This window comes from Kribbella sp. NPDC050241 (assembly GCF_044459685.1).
Classification (GTDB): domain Bacteria; phylum Actinomycetota; class Actinomycetes; order Propionibacteriales; family Kribbellaceae; genus Kribbella.
The window spans coordinates 1-12,951 of sequence record NZ_JBITJE010000024.1 but is presented as its reverse complement, the minus strand read 5'-3'; the positions used below and the strand labels follow the sequence as shown (position 1 = coordinate 12,951).

14 protein-coding genes are annotated in these 12,951 nt (G+C 67.2%); 5 read left to right on the top strand and 9 right to left on the bottom strand.

Going from position 1 to position 12,951, the window contains the following annotated elements:
* Window positions 1–197: 197 nt before the first annotated feature.
* Window positions 198–827, bottom strand: a complete 630-nt coding sequence (locus ACIBG5_RS43415; protein WP_396397959.1) for a VOC family protein — start codon at window positions 825–827, stop codon at window positions 198–200.
* A 444-nt stretch (window positions 828–1,271) separates the two neighbouring features.
* Between ACIBG5_RS43415 and ACIBG5_RS43410 the strand changes: the two genes are divergently transcribed.
* Complete coding sequence (locus tag ACIBG5_RS43410; RefSeq protein WP_396397958.1) at window positions 1,272–1,601, top strand: hypothetical protein; 330 nt, start codon at window positions 1,272–1,274, stop codon at window positions 1,599–1,601.
* A 15-nt stretch (window positions 1,602–1,616) separates the two neighbouring features.
* Here the strand turns inward: ACIBG5_RS43410 and ACIBG5_RS43405 are convergent, their stop codons facing one another.
* Genes ACIBG5_RS43405 through ACIBG5_RS43385 form a run of 5 tightly spaced genes read right to left on the bottom strand, consistent with a single transcriptional unit; the run spans window position 1,617 to window position 4,553 of the window.
* Window positions 1,617–2,018: an arsenate reductase ArsC gene (locus ACIBG5_RS43405; RefSeq protein WP_396397957.1), complete on the bottom strand. Its 402-nt coding sequence runs from the start codon at window positions 2,016–2,018 to the stop codon at window positions 1,617–1,619.
* Complete coding sequence (locus ACIBG5_RS43400) at window positions 2,015–2,764, bottom strand: MIP/aquaporin family protein (protein ID WP_396397956.1); 750 nt, start codon at window positions 2,762–2,764, stop codon at window positions 2,015–2,017. The genes ACIBG5_RS43405 and ACIBG5_RS43400 overlap by 4 nt, the downstream gene beginning before the upstream one ends.
* Window positions 2,761–3,426, bottom strand: coding sequence for an arsenate reductase ArsC (locus tag ACIBG5_RS43395; RefSeq protein ID WP_396397955.1), 666 nt, complete (start codon window positions 3,424–3,426; stop codon window positions 2,761–2,763). Before ACIBG5_RS43395 ends, ACIBG5_RS43400 begins: the two co-directional genes overlap by 4 nt.
* Window positions 3,423–4,127: a helix-turn-helix domain-containing protein gene (locus ACIBG5_RS43390; RefSeq protein ID WP_396397954.1), complete on the bottom strand. Its 705-nt coding sequence runs from the start codon at window positions 4,125–4,127 to the stop codon at window positions 3,423–3,425. The genes ACIBG5_RS43395 and ACIBG5_RS43390 overlap by 4 nt, the downstream gene beginning before the upstream one ends.
* 57 nt (window positions 4,128–4,184) lie before the next feature.
* Complete coding sequence (locus tag ACIBG5_RS43385; protein ID WP_396397953.1) at window positions 4,185–4,553, bottom strand: ArsR/SmtB family transcription factor; 369 nt, start codon at window positions 4,551–4,553, stop codon at window positions 4,185–4,187.
* 79 nt (window positions 4,554–4,632) lie between these two features.
* Between ACIBG5_RS43385 and ACIBG5_RS43380 the strand changes: the two genes are divergently transcribed.
* The gene (locus ACIBG5_RS43380; protein WP_396397952.1) at window positions 4,633–6,033 is read left to right on the top strand and encodes an FAD-dependent oxidoreductase; all 1,401 of its coding nucleotides are present in this window, start codon (window positions 4,633–4,635) and stop codon (window positions 6,031–6,033) included.
* Entirely contained in the window at window positions 6,033–7,280 is a 1,248-nt protein-coding gene (locus ACIBG5_RS43375; RefSeq protein WP_396397951.1) for an MFS transporter, read from the top strand. Before ACIBG5_RS43380 ends, ACIBG5_RS43375 begins: the two co-directional genes overlap by 1 nt.
* Before the next feature lie 93 nt (window positions 7,281–7,373).
* On the opposite strand, the gene smpB is transcribed toward ACIBG5_RS43375, so the two are convergent.
* Together smpB and ACIBG5_RS43365 are read right to left on the bottom strand one after the other, a co-directional pair.
* Window positions 7,374–7,853, bottom strand: coding sequence for an SsrA-binding protein SmpB (gene smpB / locus ACIBG5_RS43370; protein ID WP_396397950.1), 480 nt, complete (start codon window positions 7,851–7,853; stop codon window positions 7,374–7,376).
* 26 nt (window positions 7,854–7,879) lie between these two features.
* Window positions 7,880–8,779 carry a hypothetical protein gene (locus ACIBG5_RS43365; RefSeq protein ID WP_396397949.1) on the bottom strand — a complete coding sequence of 300 codons (900 nt, stop codon included), beginning with the start codon at window positions 8,777–8,779 and terminating at the stop codon, window positions 7,880–7,882.
* A 228-nt stretch (window positions 8,780–9,007) separates the two neighbouring features.
* Here ACIBG5_RS43365 and ACIBG5_RS43360 point away from each other — a divergent pair, with 228 nt between their 5' ends.
* Window positions 9,008–10,237, top strand: coding sequence for a YwqG family protein (locus tag ACIBG5_RS43360; protein WP_396397948.1), 1,230 nt, complete (start codon window positions 9,008–9,010; stop codon window positions 10,235–10,237).
* Window positions 10,238–10,328: 91 nt separating this feature from the next.
* On the opposite strand, the gene ACIBG5_RS43355 is transcribed toward ACIBG5_RS43360, so the two are convergent.
* Window positions 10,329–11,507, bottom strand: coding sequence for an IS110 family transposase (locus tag ACIBG5_RS43355; protein ID WP_396397947.1), 1,179 nt, complete (start codon window positions 11,505–11,507; stop codon window positions 10,329–10,331).
* 448 nt (window positions 11,508–11,955) lie between these two features.
* On the opposite strand from ACIBG5_RS43355, the gene ACIBG5_RS43350 reads away from it, so the two are divergent.
* Window positions 11,956–12,525: a YcxB family protein gene (locus ACIBG5_RS43350; RefSeq protein ID WP_396397946.1), complete on the top strand. Its 570-nt coding sequence runs from the start codon at window positions 11,956–11,958 to the stop codon at window positions 12,523–12,525.
* Window positions 12,526–12,951: the final 426 nt, after the last annotated feature.

Sequence of the window (12,951 nt, the reverse complement as noted above, 5' to 3'; positions counted from 1 at the left end):
GCGTCGGCCTGATAGGAGGCCTAAATCGGCCAAGGGACGGGAAGACGTCAACAGCCGCCCGGGACCTGTTATCGAGTCATTAGGGGGACGGGGCAACCATGGAGGTCGAACTGTCAGGCGTGTCGTTAGTTCCGGAACGGTTGGGTTCTTGAGGTCATGGTTGACCGCAACCGGTCATGCCTCGGCCGCGTCGGGCCTCAGCCGACGAACGCGATCGCGTTGCCGTCCGGGTCACGCACGATGAAGTCGGTGCCGCCCCACGCTTGTTTGGTCAGCTTCTGCACGATCTCGGCGTCAGCGGCCCGATATTCCGCGTAAAGTTCGCGTACGTTCGGCGTATCGATGAACGCCATGATGAGCCCTTCTCGTTCCGCGGCACCGGCCGCGAACACCGGCTCGTCTACGAGCTTCAGGTGCAAGCTCGCGCCCTCGCGCGCCACCGATCCGTAGAACGGCGGGTTGCCGTGCACGAAGTCGATCCGGAAGCCGAGCTGGTCCCGATAGAACGTGGCCGAGGCATCGACGTCTGCGACGTACAGCACCGGCTTGGCGCTCGCGACTGCCGTGTCCTGAGTCTCCGGCTGCTCACTGGTGGGCGGAGCCGCTTCCGTGCTCGCCTTGAGTTCGGCCCAGCTGGCGCAGCCCGCTTCGAGAGCGATGATCTCTTGGGCTTCGGTGAGGGGAAACTTCAGCGCGAGTGCTTCGCGGTCGGACAACGTGCGATAGCGCGCGAGCTGTCGGATGCGACCGCCAATCGAGAAGTTTCCTTCGCGGTGCCAGCGAACGAGCAGTTTCGCCTGCTTCTTGTAGGTTTCGAGCTTGGGCATGGCGCTCCCTCTTCGGTCTTGAAGTAGGTGGGCCTTGCCCTTTCGGCTGCTGTGCCGCTGCGCCCTACGACCGGGTTTGAACCCGCGCCTGCGACGTTGAGATTACCACAGCGAATTGGGCGCCGGGCGGCGCAACTGACACGCTCGGCCGTGACCCCAGTCTGACCCCAACGGTTCCTAACGAGCGGCATCTCTAGGCAACTGGTGTATCCGCCACCGACTCTCGACAAAGCTCCCGAAGGCCATGTGCAGGCTCCTACGGATCAGAAGGTTGCGGTTCGAATCCCTCCGAGCGCGCCAACAAAACCCCAGGTCACGAGGTGGGTGACCTGGGGTTTCTCTTTGTCCGGGGCTGTTCTTGCCAACACTTCTGCTAACACGACTGGCTGGGCATCAACGGCAGCATGGAATCCTCGAGGGATCTTTGGCTTTTGAAGGGTGTCCATGTCCAACGTGCCGGTTGCTCGCCCGAAGATCGTTTGTCTGTGCGGTTCCCTGCGCTTCAGCAGGGAGTTCGCGACCGAGCGCACGCGATTGACGCTCGATCTGGTGATCGTCCTGGCTCCGGAGGCCACCGAGGCGCCTGTGCTGGACCCTTTGCTCGTGCGGGCCCTGGGCGAGCTGCACCTCCGCAGGATCGACCTCGCAGATGAGGTACGAATCGTGAACCCCGGTGGCTACATCGGGGAGGCCACCCGCCGCGAGATCGCGTACGCCGCCGCATTGGGCAAGCCCGTCACGTACGTCCACGAACGGGCGATAGGGGACAGCTAGTCGGTTTCGCGGCTGTCAGGCGGTCTGTAGCTCGGCTACGAGCTTTTCGACCCGGCCGCGGATGTCGTCGCGGACTTCGCGAACGACCTCGATGGGTTGGCCGGCGGGGTCGGTGAGCTCCCAGTCCTCGTAGCGTTTGCCGGGGAAGATGGGGCAGGCGTCGCCGCAGCCCATGGTGATGACGACGTCGCTGTGCCGGACGTCTTCGGTCGCAAGTATGTGCGGCACGGCGCCGGTGATGTCGATGCCGACCTCGCGCATCGCTTCGACGGCGACGGGGTTGATCTGGTTGGCGGGTTCGGACCCGGCGGACCGGACTTCGATGATGTCGCCGGCCAGGTGGCGCAGCCATCCGGCAGCCATCTGTGAGCGGCCGGCATTGTGGATGCAGACGAAGAGAACAGCGGGCTTGCTCACGCGGATGCTCCTGTGTGGGTGGTGTCTGACTGAGGTGTGACGACGTCGTCGGCGGCCTGGCCCGCGTGGGGGTAGAGGACCAGGACGAGGGCGGCGCCGACGATGGCACCGACGGCCTGGAAGAAGATGAAGCCGGGCACCGAGCTGGGCGAGATGCCGGCGAAGGTGTCGCTGAACGCCCGCCCGATCGTGACGGCCGGGTTGGCGAACGAGGTGGACGAGGTGAACCAGTACGCCGCCCCGATGTAGGCGCCGACGGCAAGAGGGGCGAGCTGGGCTCGGCCGGACCAGGCGAGCGCGAAGATCAGCAGGATCAGACCGGCGGTGGCGACGGTCTCGCCCAGGTAGAGGTGGCCTGCAGACCGGTGCGTGGTCGACCAGGACACCACGGTTTCGCCGTACATGAGGTTGGCGAGAATCGCCCCGGCGATGCCGCCGCCGATCTGGGCGGGGATGTAGGCGGCGAGGTCGCGGCCCTTCAGTCCGTTGCCTGTGCGCTGGCCGAGCCACCAGTCGATCACGGACACGGCCGGGTTGAAGTGGGCGCCGGACACGGGACCGAGCATGAGGATCAGGACCGCTAGCCCGAGCGCGGTGGCAAAGGAGTTCTCCAGGAGCTGTAGGCCGTTGTCGCTGGGTGACAGGTTGGCCGCGGCGATACCGGAGCCGACAACGACGGTGACGAGCAAACCGGTCCCCAAAGACTCGGCGACCGCGCGACGCCACAAGGGTTGTGCGTGGCTCATCCGCGGCTCACCGGAACGGCGAGTTCGTCGAGCAGGACACGGACGCGGCGTTCGATCTCGTCGCGGATCGGGCGTACGTCGGCGACGTCGAGTCCATCGGGGTCGTCCAGCTCCCAGTTCTCGTAGCGGGTGCCGGGGAAGATCGGGCAAGCGTCGCCGCAGCCCATCGTGACCACGACATCGGCAGCGCGGACCACCTCGTCAGTCCACGGCTTCGGGTACTCGCCTGCGATGTCGATGCCACGTTCAGCCATCGCGCCGACAGCAGCCGGGTTGATGTCGATGCCGGGTTCGGAACCGCCCGACCACGCGACCGCGGCATCGCCGGCCAGGTGCTGGAAGAAGCCGAGCGCGATCTGGGATCGGCCGGCGTTGTGGACGCAGAGAAACAGCACGACAGGTTTGCCGTCGTCGTGGTGGCCTTCGACCCGAGCGAGTGCGGTGAGGCGTTGCCGTGCGAACCGTTCGGCCAGCAGGGGAAGGAAGTTCGGGATGGTGCTGCCGGTGGCGAACTGGTCGTAGCTGGAGTACAGGAACCGTTCGATGGTCTCCGGGCCGTAGATGTCGGAGAACTCTTCGGTCAGCCGTGCGGCAGCGGTGCGCAGGGCGAGGTGCTGGTCGACGGAGAGGTCGGCGTGGCGGTGCCAGGTGAGTTCGGTCATGGGGTGCTCCGGGTGGAGTCGGTCGCCTCGGGCGACAGTGCGGGAGCCAGCCGTTCGATCCGGTCGGCGATCTCGGTGTAGGCGGCTTCGAAGGCCGCGTCGGTATCGGCCGGCGCCGGGTCAGGGATCGACCAGTGGAGCCGGGGTCGCTGCTGGGTCGGCAGGTGCTCGTAGGCGTTGTCGCAGACCGCGATCAGCAGATCGTCGCGTCGTACGACATCGCTCACGTTGGCGGTGCGCCAGTCAACGGGATCCAGGCCGTGCCGGCGCGCCACCTTCAGCGCGCGGGGGTGGATCCGTTCGGCCGGTTGGGTGCCTGCGGAGACGGCCGGCACATGGCTGCGCCGGGACCAGATCGCCGCGGCGAGTTGTGAGCGGGCCGAGTTCTGGGTGCAGACGAACACGACCCGCTTCGCCGCGAGCAGCGCCGGAGTGACGATCGCGGCCAGCGCGTCCGGTTGGAGTCGCACATAGGTACGTCGACGGTCGCCCTCGGAGCGGGTTCGAGCGACCAGGCCGGCGTCCTCCAGCACCTTCAGATGATGGGCGACCAGGTTCGTCGGCAGGTCCAGCGCGGCGCCCAGCTCACCCGGCGCGACGTCACCAGCGACCAGCGTGTCCACGATCGCGAGCCGCGCCGGGTCGCCGAGTGCCGCATGGATGCGGGCGCGTTCAGCCAGGGTCAATTGCTCAGTGTTCATTGACTCAATAATCACTGAGGTAATTTGAGCAGTCAAGCCAGCGGCAGACCGGTTGGATCAGCGAGGCAGCAGGGGCTCCGGGACGGCGAGAAGAGTCGAGATCCATTCCAGGCGTTCAGGCATGGGCCAGTAGTAGACCCAGGTCCCGCGGCGCTCGCAGTCGACCAGGCCGGCCTCGCGCAGAACCTTCAGATGGTGGGAGATCGTCGGGCCGCTCACCTCGAACTGCGGCGTGAGGTCACAGACGCAGATCTCATCGCCCGCTGACGTGATCATCGACAGGAGGCGGAGCCGGATCGGGTCGGCGAGCGCCTTGAACACCGACGCCCCCTCGGCAGCCCCGGCCGCATCGAGTGCAGCATCGGAGATCGGCGCGCAACAGCCGCCGGTTCCGACGGGCGTCAACGTGAGCTCCTGTTTCGACATGGGTCTATCTTGACTCTTGTCTAATCACGAGGCAAGCTGATGGTTGTTTCGATGATCTTCTAGACAGGGAGTTGGAATCGTGAGCGAGCAGACAGCGGCGCCGGTGGTCGTCATCGGTGCGGGTCCGGTCGGTCTGGCGGCGGCGGCACACCTCGCGGAACGCGGACTGGACTTCGTCGTACTGGAGTCCGGGCCGAGTGTCGCGGCGGCGATCGACGAGTGGCGGCACGTGAAGCTGTTCAGCCCGTGGCGCTACGACATCGACTCCGCAGCCCGGCGGCTACTCGAGGCGAGTGGATGGACCGAGCCGGACCTGGGCACGCTCCCCACCGGTGGCGACCTGATCGACTCGTACCTCGCACCGCTGACCAAGACGCAACAGCTCAACGACCGCATCCGGTACAACGCGGCTGTTGCCGCCGTCACCCGGGTCGGGTTCGACCGCATCCGCACCGCCGGCCGTGAGGCCGCGCCATTCCTGATCCGCCTTGCCGACGGCACCGAACTGCTCGCCTCCGCGGTGATCGACGCCGCCGGCACCTGGCGCAAGCCGAACGTCCTCGGCGGCTCCGGCATCCCCGCCCAAGGTGAAGCCACCTCAGCGGACGGCATCGCGCGCGCCTTGCCCGACGTCCTTGGCGCTGACCGTGACCGCTACGCAGGACGCCGTACCGCCGTCGTCGGCGCCGGTCACTCCGCAGCTACCACGCTGCTCGACCTGGGCGAGCTGGCTGAGCAGGTCCCGGGGACCGAGATCGTCTGGGTCGTACGCGGTACCGACCAGGCCCGCACCTACGGCGGCGGCGACGCCGACGAACTCCCCGCCCGCGGCGCGCTCGGCAGCCGTCTCAAGAAGCTGGTTCAGTCCGGACACGTCGAGCTCGTCAGCTCGTTCCGGGTCGAAGCGATCACCCGCGTCGACAACGGCCGCGTCGAGCTGGCCTCGGGCGACCGCCGGGTCGTGGCCGACACCGTGGTGAACTCGACCGGCTTCCGGCCCGACCACGACTTCGTCTCCGAGCTACGCCTCGACCTCGACCCGATCATGGGATCGACCCGCGCCCTCGCACCGCTGATCGACCCGAACCAGCACTCCTGCGGCACCGTCCCGCCCCACGGTGTGGACGAGCTCGCGCATCCCGAACCCGGGTACTACGCGGTCGGCGCGAAGTCCTACGGCCGGGCACCGACGTTCCTCCTCGCCACCGGCTACGAACAAGCCCGCTCGGTCGTCGCGGCACTTGCCGGGGACTGGGAGGCCGCACGCGATGTTCAGTTGGACCTGCCCGAGACCGGTGTCTGCTCGTCCAACCTGGCCTACGGCGGCAGTGACGACGAGGCCGGCGGTTGCTGCGGCCCGGCACCTCAAGCCGTAGAGATCTCAGCGCCGGCGGGTCGCGGCCTGGCCACCGGGATCAGCGGCGGCCTGCTGACCGTCATCGAGGACACCACGACCAAGCAGTCCGGCTGCTGCGGCTGATGCCCGCCACAACCTCCGCGACCGGTGCACAGCTGACCGGCCGCGGAGGCATCCGGCGCGAGGTCGTCGCTGCGCTGGCAATCACCACGACCGTCAGCTACGGCGTGCTGTACTACGCCTTCAGCGCCCTGCTCGAACCGATGCGAACCGACCTGCACATCTCCACCACCGCAGCCACCGGAGCACTCACCACCGCCTCGTTGGTCAGCGCGCTGCTGTCCATCCCCATCGGTCGCCGACTGGATCGTCGCGGTGGGCACAGACTGATGACCACCGGTTCGATCCTCGCTGCGGTAGCCGTGCTGGCGTGGTCCCAGGTCCATTCCCCCGTCGAGCTGTACGGCGTCTTCGTCGCAATCGGCGTCGCGTCGGCAATGGTTCTCTACCCACCGGCGTTCGCCGTCATCGTCGCCGTCACCGCGCCAGAACGCCGTACGTCGGCACTGCTCGGAATCACCCTCGTCGCAGGGTTCGCAAGCTCGATCTTCATCCCGCTCGCCGGCCAACTCATCCACGCTTACGGATGGCGACATGCCCTGGTGATCCTCGGAGTCGTGATCGCGGTGATCACGGTCCCCGTGCACGCCGTCGCGCTCCGCCGCACTCAGCCGCCCGAACCGATCCACCACGACCAGCGCGAACCACCCGGACGAGTACTGCGCGACCGCGGCTTCTGGCTGCTCGCAGTCGCTTTCGTCCTCCACAGCTCAGCGCTCGCGGTCATCGGCGTACACCTGGTCACCTACCTGACCCGCCTCGGCCACTCACCCACCACCGCCGCGACCTTGACCGGCCTCCTCGGACTGCTGTCCGTCACCGGCCGCGTCACCGTCACGATCCTCCGGCGATGGCTCCCGATCACAGCGATCACAGCCGCAATCATCACCCTGCAAGGCATCGCGCTCGGCCTTCTCCCCACCGCCGGACGAAGCGTGGCCGGCGCCGCAGCCTGCCTGATCGCCTTCGGCCTCGGCTTCGGAGTCGCCTCGATCGCCAAGCCCGCGATCCTGCTCGACCGGTACGGCGACCACGGCTACGCCACCATCGCCGGCATCCTCGGCACACCCACCACCATCGCCGCCGCGACCGCTCCACTCGCAGCCGCAGCCCTGGCAACCGCGCTCGGCTACACCCCGCTAATCCTCACCGCAGCCGCAGGCTGCATCTTCGCCGGCATCGCCCTCGCCACCACGCTTCGCGGACAGGCCATCCCGATCCAGCGCCTCAGCGACACCGCCGGCACCTGACCTCGCCTCGCACCCGACCCGGTCGTACCCCAACGGCGGCTGCCGCCCACCTGGTCACGTCAGCTGACTGGGCGTCGTCGTACGCGCGGCTGATCAGTTCGGTCGACCCTTCAGTCGGCGGCTGACCGCACGCTCGACCTCCCGGCTCGCCTCGCGCTCGGCGAGCGCCTGCCGCTTGTCCCACGTCTTCTTGCCGCGGGCAAGGGCGATCTCCACCTTCGCCCGACCGTCCTTGAAGTAGAGGGTCACCGGGACGATCGTCAGACCGCTCTCGTTGACCTTGCGCTCGATCTTGTCGATCTGGGCGCGATGCAGCAGCAGCTTCCGCTTGCGACGAGAGCCGCCGTTGAACCAGCGGGCCTGCGAGTACTGCGGGATGTGCACACCATGCAACCAGATCTCCCGGTCCTCGACCTGGGCGAAGCCACCGACCAGGGACGCCCGCCCGGCTCGAAGCGCCTTCACCTCCGGGCCCTGCAGCACAATCCCCGCCTCCCAGGACTCGCCCAGCTGGTACTCGTGGGCAGCCTTGCGGTTGCGCGCGACCACCGGTTCGGCCTCTGGCTTCTTCACACGGTGATTCTCCCCCGACGAGCCAACTAGGCCGAACTGGCCAACTCGGCGACGCTGGCCAGATACTGCCGTGGGATCTCCGCCCGGGTTCGGATCTCGATCGGATCGGCGTACGGAACCAGACGTAACCACGACACGAGCCGGTGCACACCGACCAGCGCCTCGGTGGCGGCGAGGTCGTCACGCAGCAACCGTGGGTCGGCGTCGAGGTGATCACGCCAAACCGTCACGTAGACGTCGAGCAGCTCGTCGCGGTCTGCGTGAGACAAGGGCGCACCGGTCCATTCCTCCACGGAGTCGAGGAAACCGTGCAGCGAGACGAACGGATGGCCCCAGATCGCATTACCGAAGTCGAAGAACCGTGGCCTGAGTGCGCCGGTCGAGCGGTCGGCAAAGATGTTCGCGGGGTACACATCGTTGAGCTCCAGGTCGAGCGGAACGATGTCGCTGAGGGACGCGGTACGTCGATCCAATACCTCAGCGGCGACCTCAGCTCGTTTCAGCATGTCTGGCTCGGGCCGCAGCGGATGACCAGGCTGCAGTGACGCCCACTCCTCGGCCACGGCGCGCACTCGATCACCGGCCGCGCTCGGTGCAAGCTCGATGATCCCGGCGTGCTCGGCCACGTTGAGACGGCCGAGGAGGGCGCACTGAAGGCGGGCGAGCGCGCGGACGACGATTCGGCGCGTCGGCTGATGACGGACGTCGGGATGCGTGAGCGTCGTTCCCTGATCATCGGTGAGCAGCCAACTGCGTTCACGATCGACTGCGATCGGCACGATCGCATCCTCTGGCGCGAGCCGGGCCAACGCGGCGACCAGACCGGCCTCGAATCGATGGCCAGGATTGTTCTCCTTGAACCACACCAGTCCCTCGACGGACGGATAGCAGCGCACCACGGACCAGAACCGGGCCCGATAGGTCACCGGCTCACCACTGATCCGGCGACCCCGCTCGGCGAGGCGACGACCAACCCAAGCATCTGCGGTCTGCGTCCACTCCGGTGATGTCCAACGACGGACCCATTGGCCCTCAGCGTCTGGGCCGAGCGGTCGAGCCGGAGGCGGGTAATGCGGCACCCCCGGGACGGTAGCGCCCTGCCCCGACAGATCTGCCGATGTGTGCGCATTCGCCGAGGAGGTTAGGTTGCGGTCATGGTGAACCGTGTGGACCCGAATAGTCCGGCCGACAGGTACGACGAGCTGATGGCGCGGCGTGCGGCGGTGGAGCAGGAGGTGAGCGGGCGGCTCACACGCCACAGCGAGGAGGCGCTGAAGCAGTTGCCGCTTGCGAGCGGGTCGACGCGAGCCGTGGGTGGCGGCGCGGACGGCATTCGCCTGAGTGCGAATGGCTCGTTGCACGCGACGTTGACGTTGCGGGACGTCCACGGCGTGACGTCGACCGTGACCCTTCGTGCCGATCCGGGCGGACAGGTCGAGGAGTACATCGCAGAAAGACATGAGTCAGAGGTCGTGGCGCCGATCCGAACGCGCGACGAGTTCGACGAGCGCCTCAGCATCGTGACCGCGCTCGCGCGAGAACACTTGCCGGCCGGTGCCGCGGAGGATTTCCTTGCCATGCTGCGCCCGGCCCTTCGGCTGGTTCATGCGGGCGAGAACGAGCTGGCTGTGGCGCAGCTTGGCGGACTGCCCACGCTGCCTGTCAATTCCTGGCCGGTGTGGGAAGGACATGGCCCGCTCGGCCACGTGCTGAGTTTCGATTGCGCACCGGTCGCGGCGATGCTGCCCGAGCTGGGGCTGCCAACCGACGGCCGGTTGGCCTTCTTCTACTTCGATGACAGGTACGACGACGGCGAGAGCACGGTCGGATCCTGGGACCCCGCGAGCCATCCCGGGTTTCGGGTGCTTCATCTCCACCCGGAACTGAGCACCCGAGCCAACATCACCGACACCGCGACTCCGGTGCCACCCGGTCTTGCCCCGTTTCCGGTAGTCGCTCTCGCGGCGGTGCGAACGGTGACCTGGCCGTCGCATGAGACGCCGATGGCAGAGGCGGTCTGGAACAGGCATGGGCTGACGGGTCCAAGGCCCGGCGTTCCGGCGCCATCCGTGGGCGCTCTGTACGAACGTCTGTGGAAACTGCCGGGCGGCGGTTACGACACCCACCAGATCGGAGGTCATCCCTGCCCCCAGCAAGGTCCAGTCGAGATGGAAGTCGAACAATTGCGGTGCGGGCTCGGCGGCGAACCGTTCGACTGGAACGACCCCAGCGCCCAGTCGGCCGCGTCCGACTGGCAGCTGCTGCTGCAGGTGGCCTCGGATGACGACGCCGACATGATGTGGGGCGATGTGGGTCAGCTGTACTACCTCGTCCAGAACGCCCAACAGCCACAAGACGCTCTGTTCACCTGGCAGTGCGGGTGAAACCCCAGCGACAGGCGTCGATCGGCACCCGCCCACTGCATACGCCCGGATCTGCCGCTGGCAGCGCGAACTAACATGGCTCCCTTCTGTGTCAAGACGCGGTCGGTAGCGCGGGTCTAGGCTTCGTGGTGGCGGGTCCGGGAAGTGACTTGTCCGAAGAGCCGGTGCTGGGCTGTGAGCCGGTCGCGCTGGAGACAGAGTCGTTGCCCGGTTGTCCTCCCGGGCCCGTCTTGTGTGCGACTAGGTCGTTGAGCATGGTCTTGTAGACCAGGTCGGAGAGTCGTCGTTTGAGGCAGCGCATGGCTTCCATAGAGGTCTTGCCGGTTGTCTTCTTGCGGTCGTAGTAGGCACGTCCTTGGGTGGTGGGGTTGCGGAGCTGGACGATGGCCATGATGTGCAGGACCCGGTTGATTTGGCGGTTGCCTCCTCGGGAGAGTCGGTGGCGGACGTGGTCGCCGGAGGAGGCGTCGATGGGTGCGGTGCCGGTCCAGGAGGCGAAGTGGCCGCGGTCGGGGAAGCGGGTGATGTCACCGATCTCGACCAGCAGCCGGGCAGCTCCAGACGGACCGATGCCGCGCAGGTCGAGCAGCCCGGTGCCGGTGGCTTTGACCAGCTCGGTGAGTTCCTTGTCCGCGGCCTTGCTGCGGGCATAGATCCGCTCGAGGTCGACGACCAGTTCGGTGGCGACGCGCTTGCGGGTTCTGCCGGCAAGGTCGCGCGGGCGCACCGACGCGAGGAGCCGGCGGGCCTGCGCCGCGGACAGGAACACCTTCGCCCCGCCAGGGATCAGTTCCAGTAGCAACGCGTGCAGCTGGGAGACCTTGCGGGTGTGTTCCTCGCCGAGTGCGCGACGCCGGTCCACCAACAGGCGCAGGACCGCGAGTTGCTCGTCGGCGACCACCGGGTGCAGGCCGGTCATCCGTGTGCCCACCAGTGCGACCGAGTGCGCGTCGGTGGCGTCGGTCTTGCGGCCCTGACCGGTGGCGAACACCCGTGCGCGGGCCGACAGCTTCGGTGGGACGTCGACGACGCGCTCGCCGTCGGCGATCAGGCGGTGGGCGACGTGGCCACCGATGCCGTTGCAGCCCTCGATCGCCCAGGTCCGGTCGGGCCACCCGCGTGCGTGATCGAGCATGGCCCGATAGCCAGCCGTGTCGGTGGCGAAGCGGCCACCGCCGACCACATCCTCTTCACCGGTCATCACCTCGATCGTGACCGACCGCTTGTGCGGGTCCATGCCGATCACGACCCGCTGGGGTTCCCGACTCATCACGTCGCCTCCTCGGACTCAACCCTGTGGTGTCGAGCCGGAGGGCACCGCTACTTCGAGCAGAGCAATCCCTTCTTGAGCCTCTCCCGCTCGTTGCAGCACCCGGGACGCGCAGGCCATGTGAGAGCCACACCCATCGATGGGCAGCCGAAATGAGAGCGACACCCCAGGGCACCTCGACCAAGACTCGTCAGAACCCAGCCGTACCGTCAATGAAACAAGTAGCCGAGAAGAGCGCGTTGAACACCTTCGGTCCTGTGCTCCGCCCCCAACATCGCAGCCGTCACCTTCGGGCCAGGTGGCCATTAGGTCGCACCGCCGGGACGGGCCGTGGTGCTGAAACGTCGTTGGTCATGTCGAAGATCGAGCCCAGTACGGCAGCCGCCGTTTGAGATGCCACTTGCCCACCCACCAGACGGACGGGACGCCGGGAATACACTGCCCTCTCATGTCATCTGAGCAGATCACCGTCGGCCCGGTCGAACTCAGCTACACCCTCACCGAGGACGACTGGCTCGACGGCTTCGTCGCCCACCGGCGCCGCGTCCGGCGTCCCTGGCTGGTCCCGCTACTGATCGTCGCCGCGCTCGTCGGGATTCTCCTCGGGCTCCTCTTTTCTGACGGCTCCGGGGCCATGTCGGCGGGTGACGTCGTAGTCCTCGCCACGGTGGCGCTCGTCGCCATCGGGCTCGGCGTGCTGCTGTTCCCGCTCCTCGTCGCCGCCCGCTGGATGTATCGCTGGCAGGTACGCCTGCTCATGCGCGGGAATCCCTGGCTGTCCGAGCCCATCCGGGCCACTGTGGATGACACGGGGTTACGTCTCACCAGCGCAAGCCGGAGCGAAGCAGCCGCGTGGTCTCAATACCTGCGGTATGTCGAGACGGACCGGTCGTTCGTTCTGCGCGCGTCTGAGCGGCTTGGTGCGGCGGTACTCGTGCTGCCCAAGAGCGGGCTGGTTACGGGCGATCCCGCGCCGCTGCGGGCATTGCTCGAAACCCACTGCCACCGGCGCGCTTGATTAACAACCTAGAACGTCGACTTCGGATATGAGCCCGACATCGGCAAGATCTTCGTCGCGACGTAACCGGCGGACGGCCCGCTACGCCGACAGTAACGCCAACGTCCTCTTCTGCCGCAGATAGTGAAGGCGTGGACCTGCTGGTACGACGACCGTCTCTCCCAACCCCTCCGCCCGTTCGTTCGCGTGCCGGTGGTGGACCGCGGTCTTCGACGATGGCATGCCCAGCGAAGAGCATGATGGCTGCATGCCCGACTTCATGTGGCTCCCGGCCAATCAAGCATCGACAGAGGACGTCGAGGCGGTCTTCGCCACGGGCGGAGCCCACAAATGCCGTTGCCAAGCGCTGAAGGTGCCCGGCTGGATCTGGCGGGACACGACCCAGGAGCAGAGGGATGCCGCGCTGCTGGAGCAGACCGCCTGCGG

Bases quoted from the DNA above. Each gene is read 5' to 3' on its own strand.
- ACIBG5_RS43415 (WP_396397959.1), bottom strand. From the start codon at position 827: ATGCCCAAGCTCGAAACCTACAAGAAGCAGGCGAAACTGCTCGTTCGC.
- ACIBG5_RS43410 (WP_396397958.1), top strand. From the start codon at position 1,272: ATGTCCAACGTGCCGGTTGCTCGCCCGAAGATCGTTTGTCTGTGCGGT.
- ACIBG5_RS43400 (WP_396397956.1), bottom strand. From the start codon at position 2,764: ATGAGCCACGCACAACCCTTGTGGCGTCGCGCGGTCGCCGAGTCTTTG.
- ACIBG5_RS43395 (WP_396397955.1), bottom strand. From the start codon at position 3,426: ATGACCGAACTCACCTGGCACCGCCACGCCGACCTCTCCGTCGACCAG.
- ACIBG5_RS43390 (WP_396397954.1), bottom strand. From the start codon at position 4,127: ATGAACACTGAGCAATTGACCCTGGCTGAACGCGCCCGCATCCATGCG.
- ACIBG5_RS43385 (WP_396397953.1), bottom strand. From the start codon at position 4,553: ATGTCGAAACAGGAGCTCACGTTGACGCCCGTCGGAACCGGCGGCTGT.
- ACIBG5_RS43375 (WP_396397951.1), top strand. From the start codon at position 6,033: ATGCCCGCCACAACCTCCGCGACCGGTGCACAGCTGACCGGCCGCGGA.
- ACIBG5_RS43360 (WP_396397948.1), top strand. From the start codon at position 9,008: ATGGTGAACCGTGTGGACCCGAATAGTCCGGCCGACAGGTACGACGAG.
- ACIBG5_RS43355 (WP_396397947.1), bottom strand. From the start codon at position 11,507: ATGAGTCGGGAACCCCAGCGGGTCGTGATCGGCATGGACCCGCACAAG.
- ACIBG5_RS43350 (WP_396397946.1), top strand. From the start codon at position 11,956: ATGTCATCTGAGCAGATCACCGTCGGCCCGGTCGAACTCAGCTACACC.